This is a genomic window from Methylocaldum sp. MU1018 (assembly GCF_053646775.1).
Genome location: NZ_CM132195.1, coordinates 2,620,878 through 2,645,798, shown reverse-complemented (window position 1 = coordinate 2,645,798; position 24,921 = coordinate 2,620,878). Strand labels below are relative to the sequence as shown.

Here is a 24,921-nt window from a genome sequence, read left to right as displayed (position 1 = left end):
ATCGAAATATGAAAAACGGTTCGCTAGTCATTGTGCATGCCTAAAGCTCGGGTTTCGCGGTAATAGCTGCTTCCCCAGACATACACATACATCGCGCCGCTGATCAGAGTTGTCACGAGCACCACCGCGGCGAGGCCGGTGAGAATCATGGGGGGTAAGGGCGCAAAGCCGTAATTCAGGAGTACGACGAACACCAAAAAAAGCTGAAGCAGCGTATTCAGCTTGCTGATCAGCAGCGGTTGTCCGTCGAAAGGCCGCAGCAGGAAATAATACAGTACGGCTCCGGTGAATATCACCAGATCGCGCAAGACCACGGTAACCATGAGCCAGAACGGGAGCAATCCCATAAAGCTCAGCACGACATAAGAGGAGACCAGCAGCAGCTTGTCGGCCAAAGGGTCGATGTATGAGCCGAGCCGGGATTGCCAGTGGAAATACTTGGCGAGAAAACCGTCCAGAGCATCCGACAAGCCGGCCGTGACAAACAGTGCCAGCGCCCAATCGAAACGTTTTTCCAGCATCGAGTCGATGATCGGATAAACGAGCAAGATCCGGCAGACCGAGATGATGTTGGGGATGTGACGTGCTTTCATTCGGCCAGTTGGCAGGTTAGCCCGGAAAACTGCCGATCGTCGTTGGCGACGGGTCTCAACACGCGCCCCAAGGCGAGCGCCTCTTCCAGCGCTGTTCTGTCGCCGAGTATGTATAGCTTGAACAAGGCGCTATCGGCGTCCACGCCTTCCCATTCCAGCTTTTTGACCTGGGACATCCGGCTCAGGTAGGCGGCTGCGCGATCGATCGCATCCAGGGACGACAGACCGACGACTTTCAGTTCCAGGATCGTCTCCTGGGCGGTGCGCGGAATGAATCGTTCGGCCAGGCGGGCATATGTCCCCGCCGTGCCCGACCGGAGCGCTTCCGGGAGATCGGGGAAATTTCCTTGCCAGGTTTCGTCGCGATTTTGAAGATAAAGCCGCCAAGCCGCATCCCACGTCCCCTCCGGCTTGTGCGACAGGCGTCCGGCAAGGACCGCATCGGTTTCGTAGCGCGCGGACGCTTGCCGGATCCGCTCTTCGCGGCCGGCGTCCACGTCGTCCGGATTCAGGTTCTGTTGATCGGTCAAATCCCATAAGGGGGCCGTCACCGACAATCCGTTTTCCTCGGCCGCGGCGCGGAGGGCGCGATCGATCTCCGGCATCTGCTCGGCCGCGAAAATCGATTTTTCCGCGTTATCCTCGATCGAAAGCCATACGAGCACCTCGGGCCGTTGCTCTCCCCAAGAGCCGATGTTCGATTCGCGCAAGGCATCGTTGATGCGGGACGAATCGAAATCCACGCGCAAATAGTCGCGCGGCGCGTTACCGTCCGATTTCGTTTCGTATTCGTATTGCAGAACGAAGCGGTCGGGTTTTTCCAGCATGGAGCGGATGGTCTTGGACGGCATGACATCGGTCCTGACCAGTCGCTTGAGGACTTGCTCCAGAGCTTTGCGGATGTCTTCGTCGCGGGCCGATTCATCCTTGCTCTGTGCGGCGACTTCCATTCGATACAATCCTTTTACTTCGGCGGCCATAAGGTTCGGACAAACCGTTACGAGCCACAAGCTGACTAAGGCGACGAGGCGCACGAAGATCCTCCCGCAGGTTGGCGAAGAGCGTTGTACAATATCATAATCCCTTGAAACAGCTAAAACTCTCTATGTCCGTTCGGCTAAAGATGAGTTTGGTTGGATTCGCACCGGTTTTCGGCTCATTAGAGTTCTTTTTTCGAATTGATTTCCCGGAGATTCAGCTTGACCGACAGCAAACCCGCATCCCTGGACTATAAAAGTGCCGGCGTCGATATCGAGGCCGGCAATACGCTCGTCGAGCGGATCAAGCCGGTCGCCGCCCGGACCCGGATTCCCGGCGTGCTGGCCGGACTCGGCGGATTCGGCTCGCTGTTCGAGCTGCCGGTGGACCGTTATGGACAGCCGGTTCTGGTCGCCGGCACCGACGGGGTGGGGACGAAACTAAGATTGGCCATCGACACCGGATATCACGACGGCGTCGGCATCGACCTGGTCGCGATGTGCGTCAACGATATCGTCGTCCAGGGCGCCGAGCCCCTGTTTTTTCTCGATTATTACGCTACCGGCAAATTGGAGGTGGACGTCGCCGCCGCGGTGATCCAGGGCATCGGCCGGGGCTGCGAGCTCGCCGGATGCGCCCTGGTGGGCGGCGAAACGGCGGAAATGCCGGGAATGTACGGCGAAGGCGATTACGATTTGGCCGGCTTCTGCGTGGGCATCGTGGAGAAGGACGAGATCCTCGACGGGAGCCGCGTTCGCCCGGGCGACAGGCTACTCGGCCTGGCGTCGTCCGGTCCGCACTCGAACGGCTATTCCCTGATCCGCAAGATCGTCGATCGCGAAGACCGTCCCCTGGAACGGCCGCTGGACGGAAAACCCCTGGCCGAATGGCTGCTGGAGCCGACCCGAATCTACGTCAAGCCCTTGTTGCAGCTCATGCGCCAAATCCGGATTCATGCCCTGGCGCACATCACCGGCGGCGGGATTACCGAGAACCTGCCCAGGGTTCTGCCGGAAGGGACGGAGGCGGCGATCGACCCAAATGCATGGCCGAGACCGGCCGTATTCCGCTGGTTGCAGGAGAAAGGCGGGGTAGATGAGGGCGAGATGCTGCGCACCTTCAACTGCGGCATCGGCATGATCGTCTGCGTTGCGCCGGAAGACGAAGAGACGGCTCGATCGTCGCTGACCGCCGCCGGGGAGACGGTGTTTGCCATCGGCGAGGTTGCATCGGCCGGCGAAGGCCCGCGGGTCAGATACGTTCAGCCGTGACATGCGTTAGTTTTACCGTTCGAGAGGATTTATGGATCTGAGTGTCGTCGTGCCCGTTCACAACGAGGAGGACAACGTTCAACCGCTGATCGCCGAAATCGACCAGGCCCTGATCAATGCCGGGGACTACGAAATGGTTTTCGTGGATGACGGCAGCACCGACGCGACCCTGGCCCGTCTCGACGGCTTGCGGGCGCAATATCCGCGGCTCAGGGTTCTGCGCCATCGGCGCTGCTGCGGTCAAAGCACCGCCTTGTTGACCGGAGTTCGCGCGGCCAGGGGGCGGCTCATTGCGACCCTGGACGGCGACGGGCAAAATAATCCCGCCGATATTCCCAGGCTGATCTCGGCCTTGAAGGCGTCGGACCCGGACGGAACGAAGACCCTGATGGCGGGCTTTCGCAAGCGCCGCAAGGATAGCGGCTGGCGGCGGTTCTCTTCTAAGATCGCCAATGCCGTGCGCGGTTCGCTGCTCCGGGATGACACGCCGGATACGGGGTGCGGGCTTAAAGTCTTCTCCCGTGAATTGTTCCTTTCCCTGCCGTATTTCGACCACATGCATCGTTTCCTGCCTGCGCTCGTCCAGAGGGCCGGCGGAAAAGTCATGTCGGTGGAAGTCGATCACCGGCCCCGGGTGCGCGGCGTGTCCAAATACGGAACCTGGCACCGGTTATGGGTAGGTATCGTCGACCTTTTCGGAATGATGTGGCTGCAACGGCGCGCGCACCTTCCGGATGTGGAGGAAGTCGCGGGCCGTTAGCGTCTTTATCTCCCATGCAAGATGGCGTAAGTTTTCGAGTTCGACTCGTACAAAAAGAAGGAAAAATCACATGCGACTGAATTCCATCCTGTTTTCGACCGCTTTTTTTTCCGCTGCCGCCTGGGCCGGAGTGACCTCGACCGAGGAACCGAAGATGCCGCCGCGTCAGGTGCTTTTGGAGAAAATGGTCGAACTGCCATCCAATAAAGTCAATGCGCGGACCGTTCGAATCATCTTCCCCGAAGGCTACAAGACGCCTTTGCATACTCACGAAGGACCCGGACCGCGCTACGTCGTAAAGGGCAAGATCAAAATCGAGGAAGGCGGTCAGGTGCGCGAATACGGGCCGGGCGAAGTGTTTTGGGAGTCCGGGCAATGGATGACGGCGGAAAATGTCGGGCAGGGCGAGGCCGAAATCATCATCTTCGAACTGGCGACGCCCAAATAAATAAGCGCCGCGCTTGCCCATGAAGCCCCGAGGAGGGTCCGCGAGGCGCGAAATCGGGAACGGTCGGCTTATCAGGGATTCGCGCCGCTTTGTTTTTCGGTCCGCGGAGGCGCGGCCGGGTCCGGACTTTCGTCAATCGGCGAGCGCGCCAGCCAGCCGTGAATATGGTTGACGAGAAAGCTTTCGACATCTTGCCAGCCGCGGTCAGGCTCATTCAGGACCAGTTGCCGGTAAGATGAACGGCCTTTCATGACGGCGCGCTTCCGCGTAGCCGCATCGTCGGGCGGCGCCGCCATTCGACGGCTCAGAATTTCAAGTATCGGCAAACGGATAGCGCTCAGACCCTCGGACGAGACCGGCGGCGGATCGAGTTCCCGCGCCGGTGCCGGGTCTATCAGCACGGCGGCCTTCACGGCTTGATCGGGGGCTTGGGCGAGATAGCTCAGCGCCGCCCATGCGCCGCTATCGTGAGCCAGCAAGGCGATGTTCGCGATGTTTTTCTGCTTGAGAAACGCCACACCGGACCGTAGCCTGGCCGTTGCTTCCGGGAGGAGGTCGGCATCGACCTGCGGATCGTCGGGCTCGGATAGCGGCATGGCCAAAGACAGACTGCTCCAGCCATGTTCCGGCAAGCCCCGCCGGAGCGGACCGATGAGATCGGCCGCATCCTGATTCGAATGTCTTCCGTGCAGCAGGATCACGCCGCCACGTACGTCTTTCGGCGGCGCCTCCCGGAAGAGTCCCTGAAATTCGATATCGGACGCTTGCAGCCGGATCGCCTCGTCCGGGCCGACGCGCAGCCCGATGTCCTCGGCGATCCGGCGTTCTCGATGCATGTCCGTTGCCAAGGCTTCACCGACCGCCAGGCAGGCCGAGATCGAGATTGCCCGGAGCGGTTTACAGAGGCGTTTTGGGAACACGAATGGTTTCCTTGCAAGGTGAAAAAACGGGCCGCATGCGGCGGTTCGGCGAATTCGATTCGTGTAAACTGGGCGGAGCTATGCCTGGCCCACAGCCAAAAACGCCGCAAATGCGGATTATCCTCCCAGCTTACCGGAGCGTCATCTATGGAAGCATTCTCTGAAATCGTCGACGATTTGCCCAATATCAGCGGCTCGGAATCTTCGATCGAGCAGGCGGTTCGAAACCGACCGGGCACGGTTTTCAAAAATTCGAGTCCGATCGACTTCGGCCGCGTCAAAAGCGCCGCCGCGATCGCGCTGCACATGCATCAGCCTTTGATCCCGGCCGGCGGCGGCGATCTGTCCACAGCCAGGATCATCAGCAACCTCAAGTACATGATGGAAAACCAGCAGATCGGCGATAACCATAACGCCCCGGTTTTCCACTGGTGCTACAAGCGCATGGGCGAATTCGTGCCGCAACTGATGCACGAGGGCAAGGAACCGCGGGTCATGCTGGAGTACTCGGGAACCTTGTTCCACGGCCTCCGCGAGATGGGCCTGCACGACGTGTTCGACAATCTCAAGACGATCACCTGTAACCCGGATTACCGCCGCGCCGTCGAATGGCTGGGCGCGCCCTGGGGCCATGCCGTGGCGCCGTCGACCCCGGTTCAGGATTACCGGCTGCACGTCAAAGCCTGGCAGCACCATTTCGCCGCCATTTTCGGCATCGAAGCCTTGGAGCGGGTTAGGGGTTTCTCGCCGTCCGAGATGGCGCTGCCGAATCATCCGGATGTCGCCTACGAATTCGTGAAGACGCTCAGGGACTGCGGTTACGTCTGGGTTCTGGTGCAGGAGCATACCGTCGAGCGTCCGGAAAACGGCTGGGGGCCGGAGCACAAGCACTTGCCGCACCGTCTGGTCTGCACCAACTCGAAAGGCGAAAGCGTCAGCATCGTCGCGATCATCAAGACCCAGGGCAGCGACACCAAGCTGGTGGCGCAGATGCAGCCTTATTACGAAGCCAAAAGCCTGTCGCGGTGGACCTTGGCCGGGAAATCGGTTCCGCCTCTGGTGACTCAGATTGCCGACGGCGAAAACGGCGGCGTGATGATGAACGAATTCCCGCCGAAATTCATGGAAGTGGTTCGGGAAGCCAGCGGATCGGAAACGCCGCTCATGAACGTGACCGAATACCTGGAATTTCTCGCCGGCATGGGGATAACGGAAAGCGATTTCCCGATCGTTCAGCCCTTGTTTCAAAAGAAGATTTGGGATCGGTTCAAACCCGGCGACGGCGCCGAGAGGCTGGAAAAAGCCATCGAGGAACTCAAGAAAGAAGATCACCGCTTTCACATGGACGGCGGAAGCTGGACCAGCGATATCTCCTGGGTGAAAGGCTACGAGAACGTGTTGGGTCCCATGGAGGAGGCCAGTTCGCTCTTTTACGAGAAAGTTCTCAAGAAGGGCGCCCCGACCGACGACCCGCGTTATCGGAATGCGCTGTTCCATTTGATGACGGCCCAAACCAGTTGCTACCGCTATTGGGGGCAGGGGCTGTGGACCGACTACGGAAAAGAGATCTGCCGGCGGACGGCGGAGATCGTGAACAACGACTTCTGACGGCGTTTTGCGGAGGGCGAAAAAAAGCGGGCGGCACAAAGCCCGCTTTTTTATTCTCGGCGATCAAAAAGGTCAGGCCGGGCGCGGTTCCATCCGGTGGATGATCTCTTTGATCTCATCGCCGCCGACCACTTCCCGTTCCTGCAAGACCTTGGCGATCTCGTCCAGGGTCGTGCGCCGCTCGGTGAGGATTTCCCGCGCCCGGCGCTGTCCTTCCTCGACCAGTCCCCTGACTTCCGCATCTATTAGCTGAGCGGTTTCTTCGCTGAAGTTCCGTTCTTCGGTTCCTTCGACATTGAGGTACGCGAGCTGCTGCCTTTTGCCGTAGGTGAGAGGGCCGAGTTTCTTGCTCATGCCCAGTTGGCAAACCATGGCTCTTGCGATTTCGCTGGCTTTCTCCAAGTCGTTGTGAGTACCGCTGGAAATATTGCCGAACACCAATTCTTCGGCGGTACGCCCGCCGAGCAGGATGGCGATCTGATCGCGGAGATCGTCCTCGGTGGAGAGAAATTTCTCTTCGATGGGCAGTTGCAGGGTGAAGCCCAGGGCGGCGGCGCCGCGGGGAATGATGGAAACCTTGTGTACGGGTTCGCCGGTCGGAACGACCTCGGCGACCAGGGCGTGTCCCGATTCGTGATAAGCGACCCGGCGCTTTTCCTGCTCGCCGAGGGTGCGGCTCTTTTTCTCGGGACCGGCGATGATGCGGTCTATGGCCGCCTCGAAGTCCTGCATGCCGACCGCATTCCGGTTTTCGCGCACGGCGATGATGGCGGCCTCGTTGCAGATGTTGGCGAGGTCCGCGCCCACCAGTCCGGGCGTGCGTTGGGCCACGACGCGGAGATTCACGTCCGGACCCAGCTTGACGTTGCGGGCATGCAATTGGAGGATCGCCACCCGGTCGTCCAGACTCGGTTTGTCGACCACGATCTGCCGGTCGAAACGCCCCGCGCGCAGCAGGGCTCTATCGAGGATTTCCGGGCGGTTCGTCGCCGCCATGACCACCACCCCGATCGAGGGATCGAAGCCGTCCATTTCCGTGAGCAGTTGATTCAAGGTCTGTTCGCGCTCGTCGTGACCGCCCATGACGACCGGTCCGCCGCGGGCCCGCCCGATGGCGTCGAGCTCGTCGATGAAGATCATGCACGGCGCTTTCTGGCGAGCCTGTTCGAACAGATCGCGCACCCGCGCCGCGCCGACGCCGACGAACATCTCGATGAATTCGGAACCGCTGATGTTGAAGAACGGTACGCCCGCTTCGCCGGCCACCGCCCGCGCCAGCAAGGTCTTGCCCGTGCCGGGCGCGCCGACCAGCAGAACGCCTTTCGGCATGCGGCCGCCCAGTCGCTGGATGCGGGCCGGATTGCGGAGGAATTCGATGGTTTCCCTGAGTTCCTGTTTGGCTTCCTCGGCGCCGGCCACGTCCTGAAACGTGACTTTCGACGACGAGTCGGCATGAATACGGACTCGGCCGCGGCCGATGCCCAAAAAACCGCGCCCGCCGGTCATGCGGCGCGCCATCCAGGTCCACAGCGCGAACAGGATGCCGATGGGCAGCAGCCAGTTGAAGATGAAATTGCCCAGCCAGTTGTTGGTGTGGCGAACCGTGTATTGGACGCCTGTTCGTTCCAGGGCTTGCGCCAGATCCTGGTTCCACAGCGGCACGGTGATGAAGCGCCGTCGTTCCTCTTCGGGAGCTTGGGGCTTCAGATAGCCGGTGATGAGCTGATCCGTCACCACGACGTCCTCGACGCGCTGTTCCTGCGCGTATTTCAGAAATTCGCTGTAGGGGATTTCATCCTGGCGCACTTCCTGGTAGCCCTGCCAGAAATACAGGGTGGCCACGATCAGAAGGAGATAAAGCCAGAGATTGATGCGGCGCCGCCGCATCTCCTGATCGCCACCCTCGTCGCCGCCGCGCGGATTGATTTCGATATCGGGTTTTCCGATGAAGCCGGCGTTTCGCAAACGATCCGCGAGCTTTTTCCGGAACGTCCGAATATTGTTACCCAGGGAACCCAACAAGGAATTTTGTGAATTTTTATTCATATCATCCTCCCAAAGGAACCGCAGGACTGCCGGCGGATACTGTTTCGAACCCGGCGGGTCTCGATTGGTTCCGCCGAGCCGATCTATCGGAAATCCGCTCTGCCGCCGTCAGAGTTCGGGCTCGCCGGACGCCGCCGAATCCGTTTGCAGGTTCGCGCGCAGCCATTGATTGACGAGCGCGAAATCCTCGGGACTCAGGGTGCCGGCGGCCTGTTTGAGCGCTAGGCTATTGACGATGTAATCATAGCGCGCCCGGGCATAATCGCGTTTGGCTCTGAACAGGTTGCGCTGCTCGGCCAGCACGTCGACCATCGTCCGGGTACCGACCTCTAGGCCGGCTTCGCTCGCTTCTAGGGCGCTTTGCGAAGATCCCACGGCCGCGCGAAGCGCTTCCACCTGACTGATGGCGGACAGAATGCCGCGGTAAGCGTCTTTCACCTGGCGCTTGACGGCGCGGCGCACGCCGTCCAGATTTTCCTGCGCCGCCTCGTATTCGTGCCGCGCCTGGCGCACTCGCGAATTGACGCCGCCGCCCGAGAACATGGGCACGTTGACCTGCATGCCGATCGCCTGATATTCGGTGGGTATGCCCAGCGGCCGGTTGTTGTCCGTGAATCCGGCGGAACCGACCAGGTCCATCGACGGAAGATGGCCGGCAAACTGGAGATCGATGCCTTTTTTGGCCACCAGACTCCGGTTTTCGGCGGCGATGATGCCGAAATTGCTCTGCTGGGCCAGATCGCTCCAGTCCTCGATGTTTTCGGGTTCGGGACCTTTCAGCGGGACTTCTTCGACGAGCCCGGCCAAGGCGGCACTCGATTCGCCGATGATTTCCTGAAGCGCTTCCCGCGCGTTGTCGACCTGGTTTTCGGCCTGGATCAGGTTGGCCCGGGCCTGGTCGTAACCGGCCTGGGCCTCGTGCACATCGGTAATGGTGATCATTCCTACCTCGAACCGCGCCTTGGCCTCTTCGAGCTGGCGCTCGATGGCGCGTTGCTCCGCCAGCGCGAAATCGCGGCTGTCCTGGGCGAACAGAACGTCGAAATAGGCGCGGGCGGTGCGCAGCATCAGGTTTTGCTGCTCCGCCGCGTAATTGGCTTCGGCTTCGGCGATTTGACTGTCCGCCTGGCTGAGCTGCACCCAATAGTCGTGATGATAAATCGGCTGGGTCAGATTGATGCTGGCGGCGCTGTTCCAGAAACCGACGTTTCGGGCACCGGCGATGAAGGCCAGTTGCACCTGCTGGAATTTCGAGAGCACGGAATTGCGATTGAGCTCGCCGGTAATCGACAGGGTGGGCAACAGACGGGCGATGCTTTGCGGCTTGGCTTCGAGAACGGCGTTACGGGTGGCTTCCGCCTCGCGCAGCCGGGGGTCGCGTTGCAGCGCGAGTTCGAGGGTTTGCAAAAGATCCTGCGCATGCGCGTTTGCCGTCGCGATCGATAAGAGAGCGAGCAAGATGCTTTTTTTCATTTTTAGAGCATTTTCGAACCCGGTGTACGATGTTTCTGGATGGTTCCGATATGGCGCGCCCGCCGGCTCGCGCCCTCTCTGGCGCCGCCGGCGCGAAGCGCGAGCCCAAAGGCCGCCCGGCGAGCGTTCCGGCCTCGCGGCTTCAATGGTAATGCAGTTTTACTTTGTCCATTCCGACGCGCTTTTGCAGGCGCGCGAGAAGTTCGTCGCCGGGATGCACGCGCCAGGTCTCGCCCAGTTGGATCGTCGTTTGGGCGGTTTTCCCCCGGTATTCGATATAGATCGGGCAGGCGCCGCCGCGAAACGGCGCGAGCAGGTCGGACAGTTCGTTGATCCACTGGGCTCCCGGCTGATCGGTGCTCGATTCGGGCGGCGGCCATTGAATGAAAAGATGCTTGGCGAAGTGCGCGCGCGCCTGCGCCATGGTGAACAGATTTTCCGCCGTGAGACGGAGCTGGCCGGCATAGTCGTCGAAGCTCAGATTGCCCTCGACGACGAGCAGGGTGTCCTTCACCAGGTGGTCCCGGTATTTTTCCAGAACCTCGGAGAATACCGCCACCTCCAGCCTTCCGGTCCGATCGTCCAGGGTGGCGAAGGCCATGCGCTTGCCGTTCTTGTTCTGCCGGGCGCGAAGCTCCACGACCAGCCCGGCGACCACCGCGCGCACCTCCCGGCGGCCGGGTCCTGCCGGTCCCCGCTCGTTGTCGAGCGACAGTTTTCCCAGGCGACTGGTGACGAAGTGCTGGATTTCGGCTTCGTAAGGCCCGATCGGGTGGCCGGTGAGGTAGAGGCCGAGCGTCGTTTTCTCGTGGGCCAGCCGTTCGTCTTCGGGCCACGGTTCGACGACCGCCGCCACGCGCGGGATGTCCTCGGTCGCTTCCGAACCACCGAGCCCGAACAAATCGTCTTGCCCGGTTTCGGTCATGGCGCCGTGCTGTTCGGCGGCTTTGATCGCGTCCGACAACTCCGCCATGTGGCGCGCGCGATTCGGGTCGATGGCATCCAGGGTGCCGGAGCGGATCAGGGCTTCGATCACCCGGCGGTTGGCCTTGCGCAGATCGACCCGGCGGCAGAAATCGTACAGGTCTTTGAAGGGGCCGCCTCGTTTGCGCTCTTCCAGAATATCGCGGATCGCCGTTTCGCCGACGCCCTTGATCGCGCCGAGGCCGTACAGGATCGTGCGCTCGTTGAGCACCGCAAACCGGTATTCGGAGCGGTTGATATCGGGCGGCTGCACGGCCAGCTTCATTTCCCGGCATTCTTCGATCAGGACAACGACCTTGTCGGTGTTGTCCATGTCCGAGGACAGCACCGCCGCCATGAACGCGGCCGGGAAATGGGCCTTGAGCCAGGCGGTCTGGTAGGACACCAGGGCATAGGCCGCCGAGTGCGACTTGTTGAAGCCGTAGCCGGCGAACTTCTCCATGAGGTCGAAGATGTAGCCGGCGATGTTCTCGTCGACTCCGAGCCCGACCGCGCCGGTGACGAAAATTTCCCGCTGCTTGGCCATTTCCTCGGGCTTTTTCTTGCCCATCGCGCGGCGCAGGAGGTCGGCGCCGCCCAGCGTGTAGCCGGCCATGTCGCGGGCGATTTGCATCACCTGCTCCTGGTAGACGATGACGCCGTTGGTGGGCTTGAGGATGGGTTCCAGGATGGGGTGCGGGTATTCCGCCTTGGTGCGGCCGTGCTTGACGTTGATATAGTCGTCGACCATGCCCGATTGCAGCGGGCCCGGACGGAACAGCGCCACCAAGGCGATGATGTCCTCGAAGCAGTCCGGCTGCAGGCGCCGGATCAGGTCCTTCATGCCGCGCGATTCGAGCTGGAAAACGGCGGTGGTCTGGCAGTTTTTCAGCAGCTTGTAGGTATCGGGGTCGTCCAGGGGAATCTGGGCGATATCGACGGGCGGCTCGCCTTTTTCGCCCCGCTGTTTGTTGATCGTGTCCAGCGCCCAGTCGATGATGGTGAGGGTGCGGAGCCCCAGGAAGTCGAACTTGACCAGGCCGACGGCCTCCACGTCATCCTTGTCGAACTGGGTCACCAGGTTTTCGCCGCCCGGTTCGCAGTACAGCGGGGAAAAATCGATCAGCTGGGACGGAGCGATGACGACGCCGCCGGCGTGCTTGCCGGCATTTCGGGTAATGCCTTCGAGCGATTTGGCGAGGTCGATGAGCGTCCGCACTTCCTCGTCGCTCTCGTACAGCTTTCTGAGGTCCTCGCTGTCGGCGAGGGCCTTGTCCAGGGTGATGCCCAGCTCGAACGGAATCAGCTTGGCGATCTTGTCCACGAAGCCGTAGGAATGGCCCAGCACCCGGCCCACGTCGCGTACCACCGCCTTGGCCGCCATGCTGCCGTAGGTGATGATCTGGGACACCCGGTCGCGCCCGTATTTCCGGGCTACGTAGTCGATCACCTCGTCGCGGCGCTCCATGCAGAAGTCCACGTCGAAGTCGGGCATGGACACGCGCTCGGGATTCAGGAAACGTTCGAACAACAGTTCGAATTCGATGGGGTCGAGGTCGGTGATCTTGAGTGCGTAGGCCACCAGCGAGCCGGCGCCGGAGCCGCGTCCCGGCCCCACCGGGATTCCGTTGTGCTTGGCCCATTGAATGAAATCGGCCACGATCAGGAAGTAGCCGGGGAAATCCATCTGGTTGATCACCGCGATTTCCAGCTCCAGCCGCTCCTCGTAGCGCTTGCGCCGTTCTTCCGGAGTCCCTTTTCCGGTGGGTGGACGGACGGCCAGACGCTCCTTCAATCCCTTGCGCGACTCCTCGGCAAAGAATTCCGCGGTGCTCATACTCTCGGGCACGGAGAATTGCGGCAGAAAGTTCTTGCCCAGGGTGAGTTCGATATTGCAGCGCTTGGCGATTTCGACCGAATTTTCCAGGGCTTCGGGGAGGTCGGCGAACAATTGCGCCATTTCCTCGGGGCTGCGGAGATATTGCTGCTCGGTGTAATCCCGCGGGCGGCGCGGATCGTCCAGCACCCGGCCCTGATGGATGCAGACCCGGGCTTCGTGGGCCTCGAATTCCGAAGGGCTGATGAAGCGCACGTCGTTGGTGGCGACCACCGGCGCGTCGAACTCGAGCGCGAGGTTCACGGCGGCCTCGATGTATTTTTCCTCGTTCGGGCGTCCGGTGCGTTGCAGTTCCAGGTAAAAGCGCCGGTCGAACACCTTGAGCCAATGTTCGAGCAGGCGTTTCGCTTCGCTGCTGCCCATCAGCAAAGCCTGGCCGATGTCGCCGCGGCGGCCGCCGGACAGCGCCAGGAGGCCATCGTTCTTTTCTTCCAGCCACTCCGGCATCAGCAAGGGTACGCCCTGGTGCTGATTTTCCCGGTAACCGCGGGAAATCAATTCGGTCAGGGTAAGGTAGCCGGCGCTATTCTGCACGTACAGCGTCAATGCGTGCGGAGACGCCGGATCGCTCTCGTTGTAGATCTGTACGTCGGCCCCGGCGATGGGCTTCACCCCCTCGGCCAGGGCCGCCTTATAGAATTTGACCAGGGCGAACAGATTGGACTGGTCGGTCACCGCCACGGCCGGCATGCCCAGCGCCGCGGTGCGCTTGACCAGCGCTTTCACGTCGACCAGACCGTCGACCAGGGAGTATTCGGTATGGACGCGGAGATGAATGAAACGAGGATCGAGAGCTTCTGTCATGAAGTTCGGTTAGCTTGCAGGTTGTCGAAAAGATCGTTTTCCGTCACTTGTTGCGGCGCGTGCCTGGACTTCTCCAGATGTTTTTCGAATCCCATTCAGTGCGCATTTATTCGCACGTGTGATAGCCATTCGTTTATCAGACGATTTCCCATCGTACGGTAAACAATGGCGTAAAAGTCGGTTCAATTTGGCTTCGACGCCACTAGGCCGGGTTCGAGCTTGGCGGAACCGCGGTAAATCAGGCGTGAAAAACGGCCGGGGTATGTTTGCCAACGCCGCCGATAGACAATTCAGTCCTTCGTTCAGTACCCAAATTCATCCAGGCAGAAGCGGAGAGCCTGGTCCCAATCGGGTAAGGCCAGATCGAACTGGTCGAAGAGCTTTTCGTTGGACAGCACGGAATAGTTCGGGCGCCGCGCCGGCGTGGGGTAATCGGCGCTCGGGATCGGTTCCAGCCTGGCGGCGGATTCCGGCAACAATCCCCTTTCGAAGGCGTAGTCGCGTATCCTCGAGGCGAAGCCGTACCAACTGGTCTGTCCGCCGCAGCTCAGATGATAAGTCCCTTGCCGATCGCCGGGCTCGAACTGCCCATTGGCAGTAGATTTGGCAATCATTAAAGCGGTAGCCTCGGCGATGAACCGACTCCAGGTCGGTGCGCCGTACTGATCGCCCACGATCCGGACGAGGTCGCGCTCTTTCATGAGCCTTAACATCGTAAGCAGGAAATTCTGACCGCGCCGTCCGTAGACCCAGGCGGTGCGCAGGATGAAGTGAGGCGCGCCGACTTGGCGGATGGCTTCTTCGCCGGCCAGCTTGCTTCGGCCGTAGGCATTTTGCGGTCCGACGGGGTCGTCTTCGCGATAGGGCGTTTCGCCGCCGCCGGGAAAGACGTAGTCGGTGGAATAATGGATCAGGCCGGCGCCGACGGCCAGCGCCTCTTCCGCCAGGATGTCGGGCGCCTCGGCATTGATTCGGAAAGCGAGATCGCTTTCCTGTTCCGCCCTGTCCACGGCCGTGTAGGCGGCCGCATTGACGATCAGGCCGGGCCGGATTTGCCGGATCGACGTGCGGATGGAGTCGGGATCGGCCAAATCGAGGACCGGCGTCGACCGGCGGTCCAGGGCTATCGTTTCGCCCAGGCAGGCGAGACTCCGGCGTAATTCCCAGGCTACCTGCCCGTCGCGTCCGATCAGGAGAATCTTCATGCGTGCCAGGCGGGAAGCATTTCGCGGGGAAAATCCTTCAAATACCGGGCGGATTGATCCTTCGCCGACAAAACGGGATTCTCGATCGGCCAGGCGATGCCTAGGTCGGGATCGTCCCAGCGCACGCTGTGTTCCGCGCCCGGATTGTAGAAATCGGTGCATTTGTACGAGAAAAGCGCCGTCTCGCTTAGCACGCAGAATCCGTGGGCGAAGCCTTCCGGCACATAAAGCTGATGATGATTTTCTCCCGAAAGGATCGCTCCGAACCACTGTCCGAAAGTGGGCGAGCCGGCGCGGATGTCCACCGCCACGTCGAACACTTCGCCTTGCAGGGCCTGCACCAGCTTGCCTTGCGGAGCGGGGTTCTGGAAGTGCAGGCCGCGCAGAATGCCTTTGCCGGACATCGATACGTTGTCCTGGACGAAGTCCCGGTCCAAACCGGCTTCCCGATAGCGCCGAAGGTTCCAGGTTTCCAGGAAGAAACCGCGGGCGTCGCCGAACACGTCGGGCTTGATCAGCAGTACGCCGGGCAGGGGAGTGGATTCTATCTTCATGCGGGGCGTCCCAGATGCAGGAGTCTGATCAGGTATTCGCCATAACCGCTTTTGTTCAGCTTCATGGCGTGCTTTTCCAGGTCTCCGGCGCTGATCCAGCCCTGGCTCCAGGCGATTTCTTCCGGGCAGCAGATTTTCAGGCCCTGGCGCTCTTCTATGGTTTGAATGAAATTGGAGGCTTGCATCAGCGAGTCGTGCGTTCCGGTATCCAGCCAGGCGACGCCGCGCCCGAATTTTTCGACCTGAAGCTGCTCTTGCTTCAGGTACAGGTTGTTGATGTCGGTGATTTCGAGCTCTCCGCGCGCCGAGGGGTTCAGGGCGGCGGCCATGTCGACCACCTGATTGTCGTAAAAATAAAGGCCGGTGATGGCGTAATTGGATTTCGGACGCTTGGGTTTCTCCGCCAGATCGACGACCCGGCCGTTCTCGTCGAACTCCGCGACGCCGTAGCGTTCGGGGTCCTTGACCCAATAGCCGAACACCGTGGCGCCGGTTTCGCGGGCGACCGCCTTTTCCAGATAGGTCTGTAAGCCGTGGCCGTAGAAGATATTGTCGCCCAGGATCAGACAGGAGCGATCAGCGCCGATGAAATCCCGAGCGATGACGAAGGCTTGGGCCAGCCCTTCGGGTTTTTCCTGTACCGCGTAGCCGATCGACATGCCCCATTGCTCGCCGTCGGCCAGCAGGCTCCGGAACAAAGGCGCATCCTGCGGGGTAGTGATGATCAGTATGTCCCGTATGCCCGCCAGCATCAGCACGGACAGCGGATAATAGATCATCGGTTTATCGTAGACCGGCAGCAGTTGCTTGCTGACGACATAAGTCAACGGATGCAGGCGAGTGCCGGAACCCCCGGCCAGGATGATCCCTTTCAAATTATCGGTCTTCAACATTATCCCCCCTTGTGTACGAGCCGTGCCGGTCGGCAGGCTTTGGCGACCGGCACGGCCGCCGCGCTCAGGCGTTCTCGATTCCCAAGCGTTCTCCGCGATAACTGCCGTCCATGACGCGCCGGCACCAGCTCTGGTTTTCCAGGTACCACTCGACGGTCTTGCGGAGCCCAGTCTCGAAGGTTTCGGCCGGCTCCCAGCCCAGCTCCCGGCGTATCTTGCCGGCATCGATCGCGTAGCGGAGGTCGTGGCCGGGGCGGTCGGCGACGAAAGTGATCAGTTCGCGGTGCGGGCGGTGGCCGGAGTTCGGCAAGAGTTCGTCGAGCAGAGCGCAGATCGTTTCGACGACCTCCAGATTGGTCTTTTCGTTGTTGCCGCCGATGTTGTAGACCTCGCCCGGTTTGCCGTGCTCGAGGACTCGCTCGATGGCCCGGCAGTGGTCCTCGACGTAGAGCCAGTCGCGTACGTTGGCGCCGGCCCCGTAAACCGGCAGCGGCTTGCCGCTCATGGCATTGAGGATCATCAGCGGAATGAGCTTTTCCGGGAATTGGTACGGCCCGTAATTGTTGGAGCAGTTGGTGGTCAGGACCGGCATGCCGTAGGTGTGGAAATAGGCTCTGACCAAATGGTCCGACGAGGCCTTGGAAGCCGAGTAGGGAGAGTTCGGACGGTAGGCCGTTTCCTCGGTGAATAGCCCCTCGGGGCCGAGCGTTCCGTAGACTTCGTCGGTGGAAACGTGCAGAAAGCGGAACGCCTTGTGCGCCTCGGGAGAAAGCGAGCGCCAATAACGGCGCGCCGCTTCGAGCAATTGGAAAGTGCCGAGGATATTGGTCTGAATAAACGGTTCCGGCGAGTCGATCGACCGGTCGACATGGCTTTCCGCGGCGAAATTGACGATGGCGTCCGGCTGATGGCGTTCCAGGAGGTAATCCACCAGGCTGCGGTCGCCGATGGAACCCAGAACGAAAACATGGTTGGGGTTGTCCTTGATGCTTTCCAGCGTATCCAAATTTCCGGCGTAGGTCAGCGCGTCCAGGTTGACGACTTGGATATCGGCCCGGCGCATCTGCTGGAGCACGAAGTTTCCCCCGATAAACCCGGCTCCTCCGGTTACCAGTAATGTTTTCGATTCTGTCATGCGGATGGTCCACCCTTGCGTTGCATCATTCCTCGTGAGGGATTGTATCCGATGATGGCGATGATCAGGAAAACTATCAGCGCCGCCGACGTGTAAATACAGGCGTAAAGATCGAACTGCCCGTAGAGCGCGAAACGGATGAGTTCCACGGCCTGGGAGAACGGATTGTACGAGGCGAGGGTGTAAAGGAGTTCGCTCGATTCCTGGAACTTCCACAACGGATACAGCGCGGTGGACAGAAAGAACATCGGAAAGATCACGAAGTTCATGACCCCGGCGAAGTTTTCCAGTTGCTTGACGAAGGACGACAGCAAGAGGCCGAGCGCGCCCAGCATCAAGCCCGCCAGGATCAGCGCCGGCAATACGGCGAGATAGCCTTCCAAGGGGGCCTGGATGTCGTAGAACCAGGCGATCAGAAGGAACGTATACGCCTGCAGGACCGCGACCAGAACGCCGGCCAGCAGCTTGCCGATCAGCAAATACCAGCGGGGCAGGGGACAGACCAGGAGGGTTTTCATGCTGCCCATTTCCCGGTCGTAAACCATGGATAGCGAGCTTTGCATGCCGTTGAACAGCAGAATCATCCCGAGCAGTCCGGGGGTGATGTAGACCTCGTACAGAATATAGGTTTCATAGGGCGGAATGATGGCGACGCCCAGGGTGGAGCGGAAACCGGCGGCGAAGATGAACAGCCAGACCAGGGGACGCACCAGGGCCGAGACGAAGCGTTCGCGCTGGTGTACGAAGCGGAGCAGTTCCCGCGCCATGATGCCGCGCAAGGCCCGGAGGTAGCGCATGAACCTCATGCCGCCTCCCGCGTCAGGCCGTGAAAGGCGTCGCCGATGGTTTCGGCGCCCGAGGCTTTCAATACGTCCGGGATCGAGCCCGCCGCTCGAACGCTTCCCTTGTGCAAGACGATCAGGCGATCGTTTTCATAAATCTCGTCGATGAGATGCGTGGCCCAGAGCACGGCGATGCCGCCGTCGGAGCACAAGCGATGCACGTAATCGACGATCGCCTTGCGGCTCGGCACGTCCAGACCGACCGTGGGCTCGTCCAGCAGCAGCAGGCGGGGCTCATGCAACAAGGCCCGCGCGATTTCGACCCGGCGCCGGTGGCCGCCGTTGAGCTGGCGAACCTTTTCTTTGCGCCGTTCGTACATGCCTTGTCGCTCCAGCTCTTCGCGGATGCGCGCGTCGGCCCGGCGCCGGCTCAGGCCGTGCAGCGAGGCGTGGTAATGAAGGTTTTGCAGCACGGTCAGATCGAGATCCAGCGTGGTTTGCTGGAACACGACACCCAATCGCGCCAGGGCGCGGCTGGATTCTTTCCTGACATCGTGTCCCGCAATCAGGACTCGGCCTTCGCGACTGTCGTACAGCCGGGTGATCAGGGAAAACAAGGTGGTTTTGCCGGCACCGTTCGGACCCAGCAAGATAGCGCACTCGCCGGGCGCGACGGCAAAGCTCACGCGGTCGAGAGCCTTCTTTTTGCCGTAGGCATACGAAAGCTCCGCGACGTTCAGGGCAGGCACGGGATCAAGACTCATGGCTTAACGACGAGTCCCCAGGGATAGTGGCCCACGGCGACGGACTTCAGCACTTTGTGCGCTTTGAGATCGATGATCGAAATATCGTTGCTCACGCCGTTGGTGGTATAGAGCCGGGACTGATCCGGCGAAAATTCGAGGTTCCAAACCCGCTGGCCGACCAGGAGGTAATCGACGACTTCCAGCTTTTGCGCATCGATCACGGCGACCCGGTTCGCCGGCCCCAGGGCCACGTAGCCGTAACGTCGGTCTTTGTCGATGCGAATCCCGACCGGCTGGATTTTCTCCTGGGTGACGCCGGGAATCTTGAAGCCGATCTTTTTGACCGGCTGCCGGGTGCCGACATCGAATACGCTCAGGGTGCCGGCGATTTCCGAAGTGACCCAGAGCTGCCGGCTGTCGTCGGTGAACGCGCAGGCGCGCGGGCGCGGATCGACCAGGGTGTTGTCCGCGATGTCGAGGCTTTGGCGATCTATCCAATGGGCCATATTGGTGGTCTCGCTGGTGCTGACCACCCATTTGCCGTCGGGGCTGACCGCGATGCCTTCCGGCTCCACCCCGACCGGAACGGTCTTGGCGGCCTTTTTGCCGGCGATGTCGATCACGGTGACCTGGTTGTCGTCTTCATTGGAGACGTACAGGAACCGGCCTTCGGGATCCATGGCGAAAGTTTCCGGATCTTCTCCGGAAGGCAATTTGCCGACGACCTTCAGTTTTTCCGTATCGATGATTTGAATGGTGTCGTCGTCGCTGGCCGCCACGTAAAGCTGGCGCTGATCCTTGCTCAGTACGATGCCGCGCGGCCGTTTTCCGATCTTGACGGTCTTGACCAGCTTGCCCTGGGCCGCGTCGACCACGGCCAGCGCATTGTCTTTTTCCAGGGTGACGAAGACCGTTTCGCCGAAGGCGGAGCCTGAAGTCATTCCGCCCAGCAATAGGGCCGATATCAGCAGTTTTTTCATCGATTGCATCCTCTCGTAAGACGTGGGTTCTTGCGATGTGTTTTCCCGGAGGAAATTGATTTCGATGCGCCCGACAAAGTCGGGGCGCGCCCCCGCTTAGAAGCGGCATTTCGACTCGGGCTCATCGTAACCCAGGGTGTCCAATTCGTTCTTGGGATGGAGAAAGCCTTCGATCGGAGCCACGCCCACCAGCGACCTTTCGGACGCGATCAGCACCGGCTGCCGCAATTGTCCGTTCCAGCGCCGAAACGACAAAGGCACGCCCTTGAATCCGGCCAGGGCGAATTCTTCGCCGAGCATAAAGGCTTTCACCTTGTCGAAATCGACCGACTTGGCGCGCGTCGCGGATTCGCCGATCGCCCGTACCGCCAGCCAGGCGCCGTAATCCTCCTCGGTCATCCAGCGGCCGGCCTGATCGCGGAAACGGTTTTGCAATTGCAGCGCGCCCCAGACTTCGTGGGTCCGGTGCCAGGCGGTCGCAATCAGTCCCTGGGTGCCGGCGACGGGGCGCGGCAGCCAGGTGCGATAAGGAAGATAATCGCCGAACAGGCCCGACTCGTCGGCGACGACGAGCATGTCGTATTCGACGCCCTGGGTGAAAACGGGGATTTCCGATTCCGGTGTGCGGCGCTCGTCGAAGCTGTGTTGCCAGGGTTTTTCCGCGACGATTTTGGCTCCGAAACGTTTCGCGGCGCGTTTTATCGCTTCGGCGTAAAGCTTGTCGCCATCGCCGGGACCGACCGCTAAGAACCACTTGTTCCAGCGTTTCTTCGCCAGGTATTGTGCCAGGGCGTCGGCGCGCATGGCCCGGCTGGGCAAGAGATGGAGCACGTTGGGCCGGCAGGCTTCGCCGCGGAGCCGGTCGTCCCGGCTGGCGACGTCGTAGAGCAGGGCGTTTTGCGATTCGGGCAAGGCCGCCAGCTCGCTGATTTTGGCGGAATCGAGATCGAGCAGGATGTGGCGGTGGCCGTCCGCCAGCAATGCCTTGAACGCCGCGACAAGATCGCCGTCAGGCGGCACGACGGTTTCGCTCAGGCTGAAATTCTGGCGAGTGAAGCGGCCGGTCGTGTTGTCGTCCTGAATGCCGAGGCGGGCGCCCTGTATCCCCTTGTCGGCGATCGGCCGTTCGAAAAAGGGCAGGACCGGCGGGTTCTGGACGGCTTGCCCGAGATAGGCGATCGGCAATTTGTCCGGTTTCGCTTCCGCGGCGGCCTTGGGTTCGGGTTTCGGCGCCGGTTTCCTGGCGGCGTAGGCCGGCGTCAGGGCGGCCAGCAGAAGGCTCAAAAAGATGATCGTTAGTTTTTTTGAAATTGGAGGCATGATTCCGCACCGTTCGACCTTGGGTTAATTCAAGTCCCTGTGCCGGACGAGGATGTCGTTGACGCTCGAGCGGAATCGTTCCGCCAGCGCCTCCACGAGATACACCGAACGATGCTGTCCGCCGGTGCAGCCGACGGCGGCGGTCAGATAGCTGCGGTTTTCGGCCGCGAACCGAGGTATCCAGCGCTGCAAAAAGGCGGCGACATCGTCCAGGTAGCTTTGGACCTCGGCAATGTTCGCGAGAAAGGCGATGACTTCCGGATCCTTTCCGGTCTTGCTACGCAGACTGGGTTCCCAGTGCGGATTGGGCAGGCAGCGCGCGTCGAAAACGAAATCCGCATCGAGCGGCATGCCGTTTTTGTAGCCGAAGGACAGGAAATACAGGGACATCAAATGGTCCTGCTTGGCTCCGACGCGCGCTCTTATCAGTTCACGCAGTTGGTGTATGTTGGTATAGGTCGTGTCGATGAGAAGGTGGGCGCGACTCGCCACCGGTTCCAGCAGCTTGCGCTCCAGTTCGATGGCTTCGCTGAGCGGGTGGTCCGAGTCCGTGAGCGGGTGTTTGCGGCGGGTCTCGCTGAAACGCTTGAGCAGGGTGTCCGTCTCCGCCTGCAGGAAGAGAATCTGACACGCTATCCCGAACTTGTCGGCCAGTTGCAGGGTCACGGGAAACTGATCCAGGCTGGCGCTCTGGTTGCGAGCATCGATGCTGATGGCGGTTTTCCGGAACGTGCCCTGATTGCCGATCACGGCTTGCCGTATAAACGATTCGAACAGCGAGACCGGCAGGTTATCGATGCAGTAATAACCGGAGTCTTCCAGAGTTTCCAGCGCGATACTTTTGCCCGAGCCGGATAAACCGCTGACGATGACGAGTTTCATGACGGCGTTTTGCTCACCCGCGTATAAACCGGAAAAACGATTGTTCAGCGCAACGAGCGGTTAGTGCTCCTGGATTTTTTCTTTATGTTTGAGAATCTGCCGGTCCAGCTTGTCGGCCATCCCGTCGATGGCGGCATATAAATCTTCGCTTTCCTCCTGGGCGAACAGATTGGCGCCGTTGACCTGAACCGTCGCTTCCGCTTTTTGAATCAGCTTTTCCACTTCGAGCACCACGTGCACATTGACGATCTTGTCGAAATGACGTTCGATCCGCTGCATTTTTTCCATGACGTAGCTTTTCAGGGCCTCGGTGACCTCGACGTGATGCCCGGTGATGCTGATTTGCATGATGGTCTTCCTCGTTTGTGGATGGTTGTTATCAAAAGACTCGTTTTCTTTCGTTGGACGGCGGGATGGCCATGGCTTCCCGATATTTGGCGATGGTGCGGCGCGCCACGTTGATGCCCCGTCCCTTCAGCATGGCGGCGATGGCGTGATCGCTCAAAGGCTTCATCGGATCTTCGCCTTCGATGATTTCTTTCAAATACGCCTTGATGGCGGTTGCCGAGCATTCTCCGCCGGCATTCGTCGAGACGTGGCTGGAGAAGAAATATTTGAATTCGAAGACGCCGTTCGGCGTATGTATGTATTTTTGCGTCGTAACCCTGGAAATGGTGGATTCGTGCATGCCCACTTCCTCGGCGATGTCCCGCAAAACGAGCGGCTTCATCGCGGTTTCGCCGTAGTCCAGAAAGTCCTTCTGGCGTTCGACGATGCACCGGGCCACCTTCAGCAGCGTCTCGTTCCGGCTTTGCAGGCTTTTGATGAACCAGCGCGCCTCTTGCAGATGGTTCTTCATGGTGACGTTGTCGGCGCTGTTGTCGGCGCGCTTGATCATGCCCGAATAAAACGGATTGACCCGCAGCTTGGGTGAAATTTCCGGATTGAGGGCGACGACCCAATCGTCTCCCTGCTTGACGACGAAGACATCGGGAATCACGTATTGCGATTCCGCGGAAGAAATTTTGCGGCCGGGTTTGGGCTCCAGCGTGCGGATCAGCGCCACCACGTGGTTCAGGGCTTCTTCCGACAATTCCAGGGAACGCCTGAGTTTGGCGAGGTCCTTCTTGGCCAGGAGTTCCAGGTGCCGGGTGGCCAGGGCGAGCGCCTCCTTCTTCCAGGGGGTGTTGTCGGGCAACTGATTCAACTGGATCGCCAGGCAATCGGCCAGATCCGTAGCGGCCACTCCGGGCGGATCGAAGTTCTGTACCTGGTGCAGGACCGCGGTCACTTCCTCGATTTCCAGTCCGTTGATCTGTGCGGCCAGCCCTTGATGAATGTCTTCCACGCCGACCGTCAGATACCCGTCGTCGTCGATGGCATCGATGATCGCCGTGGCGATGGCGTAGTCCTGCTCGCTGAACGGCGTCAGTTCCATCTGCCAGTGCAGGTAATCCTGCAAGGTTTGAGCGGGGGCCCGCTGGAAAATGAAATCGTCGTTGTCCGAATCGGACGACGGCGCCGAGTAGTTCTGAAAACTGTCGTAGACCTCGTCCCACGACGTATCCACCGGCAATTCCTGGGGAATGTCGGTTTGAGCGTCGAGATTCGATAACTCTTTGAATTCCGGCTCGCTGGCCGGTGCCGGCGTTTCCGTCGGCTCATGAAATTCCCCGTGGCCGCCCTCGTCGTCCGCCACTTCGAGCATCATGTTCGAATCCAGCGCCTGTTGTATTTCCTGCTGTAAATCCAGGCTTGACAACTGCAAAAGCTTGATGGCCTGTTGCAGTTGAGGGGTCATGGTCAACTGCTGACCCAACCGGAGTTGCAGACTTTGCTTCATGAAGCGTTACATCCAGAAATGCTTAGTGGCGGCCTATGAGCGAGGAATAGAATCATTCTAGTGTACAGGTACCAACCGTGAAAGGGACCGCCTAAAGGGAAAAATGTTCGCCCAGGTAAACTTGGCGCACTTCCTTGTTTTGCACGATGTCCTGCGCCGTGCCCTCGGCGATGACGACGCCTCCGCTGAGGATGTAGGCGTGGTTGCATATTCCGAGCGTCTCGCGCACGTTGTGCTCGGTGATCAGAATGCCGATGCCGCGGTCTCTCAGGTGCTCGATGATTTTTTGGATATCGATGATCGAGATCGGGTCGACCCCGGCGAACGGTTCGTCCAAAAGCATGAACCGCGGTTCGCAGGCCAAGGCCCGCGCGATTTCCACTCGCCGGCGCTCGCCGCCCGAGAGACCCAGGGCAGGCTGGTTGCGCAGGTGGCCGATGTTGAATTCCTCCAGAAGCTCCTCGATCACCAGTTCCCGCTGTCCGTTGGTCAATCCTTTGCGCAATTCCAGAACGGCCTTCAAATTGTCGGCCACGGTCAATTTCCGGAATATCGAGGGTTCCTGCGGCAGGTAGCCTACGCCGAGCTGCGCCCTGGCGTGCATGGGCAGGTTCGTGATGTCGTGATCGTCCAGGTAGATGGTGCCGCTGTCTGGGCGTATGACCCCCACGATCATATAGAAGCTGGTGGTTTTTCCGGCTCCGTTGGGGCCCAGCAATCCCACGACTTCTCCGCTGCGGATTTGCAGAGAGACGCCGTTGACGACGTTGCGCTTGTTATAGCGTTTGAGCAGATCGGTGGCAACCAGAATCGCCATGGC

Annotated in this window: 22 protein-coding genes; 4 read left to right on the top strand and 18 right to left on the bottom strand. The window is 60.4% G+C overall.

All coding sequences use genetic code 11. The annotated features are described in order from the left end of the window. Positions 1–23 precede the first annotated feature (23 nt). The gene (locus ACWJKU_RS12130; RefSeq protein WP_454142560.1) at positions 24–593 is read right to left on the bottom strand and encodes a CDP-alcohol phosphatidyltransferase family protein; all 570 of its coding nucleotides are present in this window, start codon (positions 591–593) and stop codon (positions 24–26) included. Beyond that, positions 590–1,573 carry a DUF2066 domain-containing protein gene (locus tag ACWJKU_RS12125; protein WP_454142559.1) on the bottom strand — a complete coding sequence of 328 codons (984 nt, stop codon included), beginning with the start codon at positions 1,571–1,573 and terminating at the stop codon, positions 590–592. The genes ACWJKU_RS12130 and ACWJKU_RS12125 overlap by 4 nt, the downstream gene beginning before the upstream one ends. 219 nt (positions 1,574–1,792) lie before the next feature. Between ACWJKU_RS12125 and purM the strand changes: the two genes are divergently transcribed. The 3 genes from purM (at position 1,793) to ACWJKU_RS12110 (ending at position 4,050) form a co-directional block, all read left to right on the top strand. Beyond that, positions 1,793–2,842, top strand: coding sequence for a phosphoribosylformylglycinamidine cyclo-ligase (purM, locus tag ACWJKU_RS12120; protein WP_454142558.1), 1,050 nt, complete (start codon positions 1,793–1,795; stop codon positions 2,840–2,842). A 31-nt stretch (positions 2,843–2,873) separates the two neighbouring features. Further along, positions 2,874–3,602, top strand: a complete 729-nt coding sequence (locus tag ACWJKU_RS12115; RefSeq protein WP_454142557.1) for a glycosyltransferase family 2 protein — start codon at positions 2,874–2,876, stop codon at positions 3,600–3,602. Positions 3,603–3,672: 70 nt separating this feature from the next. Further along, a complete protein-coding gene (locus ACWJKU_RS12110; RefSeq protein WP_454142556.1) occupies positions 3,673–4,050 on the top strand; it encodes a cupin domain-containing protein in 378 nt (125 codons plus the stop codon). A 71-nt stretch (positions 4,051–4,121) separates the two neighbouring features. Here ACWJKU_RS12110 and ACWJKU_RS12105 read toward each other — a convergent pair whose 3' ends face one another. Next, positions 4,122–4,970, bottom strand: coding sequence for a DUF3530 family protein (locus ACWJKU_RS12105; RefSeq protein ID WP_454142555.1), 849 nt, complete (start codon positions 4,968–4,970; stop codon positions 4,122–4,124). Between the two features lie 147 nt (positions 4,971–5,117). Between ACWJKU_RS12105 and ACWJKU_RS12100 the strand changes: the two genes are divergently transcribed. Continuing rightward, on the top strand, positions 5,118–6,578 hold the full coding sequence (locus ACWJKU_RS12100) for a glycosyl hydrolase family 57 (protein ID WP_454142554.1): 1,461 nt from the start codon (positions 5,118–5,120) through the stop codon (positions 6,576–6,578). 72 nt (positions 6,579–6,650) lie between these two features. Here ACWJKU_RS12100 and ftsH read toward each other — a convergent pair whose 3' ends face one another. The 15 genes from ftsH to lptB form a co-directional block, all read right to left on the bottom strand. Next, a complete protein-coding gene (gene ftsH / locus ACWJKU_RS12095; RefSeq protein ID WP_454142553.1) occupies positions 6,651–8,624 on the bottom strand; it encodes an ATP-dependent zinc metalloprotease FtsH in 1,974 nt (657 codons plus the stop codon). A gap of 108 nt (positions 8,625–8,732) precedes the next feature. After that, on the bottom strand, positions 8,733–10,097 hold the full coding sequence (locus tag ACWJKU_RS12090; RefSeq protein ID WP_454142552.1) for a TolC family outer membrane protein: 1,365 nt from the start codon (positions 10,095–10,097) through the stop codon (positions 8,733–8,735). 142 nt (positions 10,098–10,239) lie between these two features. Next, a complete protein-coding gene (dnaE, locus tag ACWJKU_RS12085; RefSeq protein WP_454142551.1) occupies positions 10,240–13,761 on the bottom strand; it encodes a DNA polymerase III subunit alpha in 3,522 nt (1,173 codons plus the stop codon). Between the two features lie 302 nt (positions 13,762–14,063). Then, the gene (gene rfbD, locus ACWJKU_RS12080; protein ID WP_454142550.1) at positions 14,064–14,966 is read right to left on the bottom strand and encodes a dTDP-4-dehydrorhamnose reductase; all 903 of its coding nucleotides are present in this window, start codon (positions 14,964–14,966) and stop codon (positions 14,064–14,066) included. Further along, the gene (rfbC, locus tag ACWJKU_RS12075; protein WP_454142549.1) at positions 14,963–15,520 is read right to left on the bottom strand and encodes a dTDP-4-dehydrorhamnose 3,5-epimerase; all 558 of its coding nucleotides are present in this window, start codon (positions 15,518–15,520) and stop codon (positions 14,963–14,965) included. Before rfbC ends, rfbD begins: the two co-directional genes overlap by 4 nt. Further along, on the bottom strand, positions 15,517–16,413 hold the full coding sequence (gene rfbA / locus ACWJKU_RS12070; RefSeq protein ID WP_454142548.1) for a glucose-1-phosphate thymidylyltransferase RfbA: 897 nt from the start codon (positions 16,411–16,413) through the stop codon (positions 15,517–15,519). The genes rfbC and rfbA overlap by 4 nt, the downstream gene beginning before the upstream one ends. A 64-nt stretch (positions 16,414–16,477) precedes the next feature. After that, on the bottom strand, positions 16,478–17,548 hold the full coding sequence (gene rfbB, locus ACWJKU_RS12065; RefSeq protein WP_454142547.1) for a dTDP-glucose 4,6-dehydratase: 1,071 nt from the start codon (positions 17,546–17,548) through the stop codon (positions 16,478–16,480). Continuing rightward, entirely contained in the window at positions 17,545–18,354 is an 810-nt protein-coding gene (locus tag ACWJKU_RS12060) for an ABC transporter permease (protein WP_454142546.1), read from the bottom strand. The genes rfbB and ACWJKU_RS12060 overlap by 4 nt, the downstream gene beginning before the upstream one ends. Next, positions 18,351–19,094 carry an ABC transporter ATP-binding protein gene (locus tag ACWJKU_RS12055; RefSeq protein WP_454142545.1) on the bottom strand — a complete coding sequence of 248 codons (744 nt, stop codon included), beginning with the start codon at positions 19,092–19,094 and terminating at the stop codon, positions 18,351–18,353. Before ACWJKU_RS12055 ends, ACWJKU_RS12060 begins: the two co-directional genes overlap by 4 nt. Then, entirely contained in the window at positions 19,091–20,056 is a 966-nt protein-coding gene (locus ACWJKU_RS12050; protein ID WP_454142544.1) for a PQQ-dependent catabolism-associated beta-propeller protein, read from the bottom strand. The genes ACWJKU_RS12055 and ACWJKU_RS12050 overlap by 4 nt, the downstream gene beginning before the upstream one ends. A 96-nt stretch (positions 20,057–20,152) precedes the next feature. Continuing rightward, a complete protein-coding gene (locus ACWJKU_RS12045; protein ID WP_454142543.1) occupies positions 20,153–21,376 on the bottom strand; it encodes an ABC transporter substrate-binding protein in 1,224 nt (407 codons plus the stop codon). A 24-nt stretch (positions 21,377–21,400) separates the two neighbouring features. After that, the gene (gene rapZ / locus ACWJKU_RS12040) at positions 21,401–22,258 is read right to left on the bottom strand and encodes an RNase adapter RapZ (protein WP_454142542.1); all 858 of its coding nucleotides are present in this window, start codon (positions 22,256–22,258) and stop codon (positions 21,401–21,403) included. A 60-nt stretch (positions 22,259–22,318) separates the two neighbouring features. Further along, positions 22,319–22,606, bottom strand: coding sequence for a ribosome hibernation-promoting factor, HPF/YfiA family (hpf, locus tag ACWJKU_RS12035; RefSeq protein WP_454142541.1), 288 nt, complete (start codon positions 22,604–22,606; stop codon positions 22,319–22,321). 31 nt (positions 22,607–22,637) lie between these two features. After that, positions 22,638–24,101, bottom strand: a complete 1,464-nt coding sequence (locus ACWJKU_RS12030) for an RNA polymerase factor sigma-54 (RefSeq protein WP_454142540.1) — start codon at positions 24,099–24,101, stop codon at positions 22,638–22,640. Positions 24,102–24,192: 91 nt separating this feature from the next. Continuing rightward, positions 24,193–24,918: an LPS export ABC transporter ATP-binding protein gene (lptB, locus tag ACWJKU_RS12025; protein ID WP_454142539.1), complete on the bottom strand. Its 726-nt coding sequence runs from the start codon at positions 24,916–24,918 to the stop codon at positions 24,193–24,195. Positions 24,919–24,921: the final 3 nt, after the last annotated feature.

Excerpts from the sequence above, each read along its gene's own strand:
- ACWJKU_RS12115 (WP_454142557.1), top strand. The coding sequence starts at position 2,874 with ATGGATCTGAGTGTCGTCGTGCCCGTTCACAACGAGGAGGACAACGTT.
- rfbD (WP_454142550.1), bottom strand. The coding sequence starts at position 14,966 with ATGAAGATTCTCCTGATCGGACGCGACGGGCAGGTAGCCTGGGAATTA.
- ACWJKU_RS12125 (WP_454142559.1), bottom strand. The coding sequence starts at position 1,573 with ATGGCCGCCGAAGTAAAAGGATTGTATCGAATGGAAGTCGCCGCACAG.
- ACWJKU_RS12130 (WP_454142560.1), bottom strand. The coding sequence starts at position 593 with ATGAAAGCACGTCACATCCCCAACATCATCTCGGTCTGCCGGATCTTG.
- ACWJKU_RS12030 (WP_454142540.1), bottom strand. The coding sequence starts at position 24,101 with ATGAAGCAAAGTCTGCAACTCCGGTTGGGTCAGCAGTTGACCATGACC.
- ACWJKU_RS12055 (WP_454142545.1), bottom strand. The coding sequence starts at position 19,094 with ATGAGTCTTGATCCCGTGCCTGCCCTGAACGTCGCGGAGCTTTCGTAT.
- ACWJKU_RS12060 (WP_454142546.1), bottom strand. The coding sequence starts at position 18,354 with ATGAGGTTCATGCGCTACCTCCGGGCCTTGCGCGGCATCATGGCGCGG.
- rapZ (WP_454142542.1), bottom strand. The coding sequence starts at position 22,258 with ATGAAACTCGTCATCGTCAGCGGTTTATCCGGCTCGGGCAAAAGTATC.
- hpf (WP_454142541.1), bottom strand. The coding sequence starts at position 22,606 with ATGCAAATCAGCATCACCGGGCATCACGTCGAGGTCACCGAGGCCCTG.
- ACWJKU_RS12110 (WP_454142556.1), top strand. The coding sequence starts at position 3,673 with ATGCGACTGAATTCCATCCTGTTTTCGACCGCTTTTTTTTCCGCTGCC.
- ftsH (WP_454142553.1), bottom strand. The coding sequence starts at position 8,624 with ATGAATAAAAATTCACAAAATTCCTTGTTGGGTTCCCTGGGTAACAAT.
- lptB (WP_454142539.1), bottom strand. The coding sequence starts at position 24,918 with ATGGCGATTCTGGTTGCCACCGATCTGCTCAAACGCTATAACAAGCGC.
- rfbA (WP_454142548.1), bottom strand. The coding sequence starts at position 16,413 with ATGTTGAAGACCGATAATTTGAAAGGGATCATCCTGGCCGGGGGTTCC.
- ACWJKU_RS12045 (WP_454142543.1), bottom strand. The coding sequence starts at position 21,376 with ATGCCTCCAATTTCAAAAAAACTAACGATCATCTTTTTGAGCCTTCTG.
- ACWJKU_RS12090 (WP_454142552.1), bottom strand. The coding sequence starts at position 10,097 with ATGAAAAAAAGCATCTTGCTCGCTCTCTTATCGATCGCGACGGCAAAC.
- rfbC (WP_454142549.1), bottom strand. The coding sequence starts at position 15,520 with ATGAAGATAGAATCCACTCCCCTGCCCGGCGTACTGCTGATCAAGCCC.
- dnaE (WP_454142551.1), bottom strand. The coding sequence starts at position 13,761 with ATGACAGAAGCTCTCGATCCTCGTTTCATTCATCTCCGCGTCCATACC.
- rfbB (WP_454142547.1), bottom strand. The coding sequence starts at position 17,548 with ATGACAGAATCGAAAACATTACTGGTAACCGGAGGAGCCGGGTTTATC.
- ACWJKU_RS12050 (WP_454142544.1), bottom strand. The coding sequence starts at position 20,056 with ATGAAAAAACTGCTGATATCGGCCCTATTGCTGGGCGGAATGACTTCA.
- ACWJKU_RS12100 (WP_454142554.1), top strand. The coding sequence starts at position 5,118 with ATGGAAGCATTCTCTGAAATCGTCGACGATTTGCCCAATATCAGCGGC.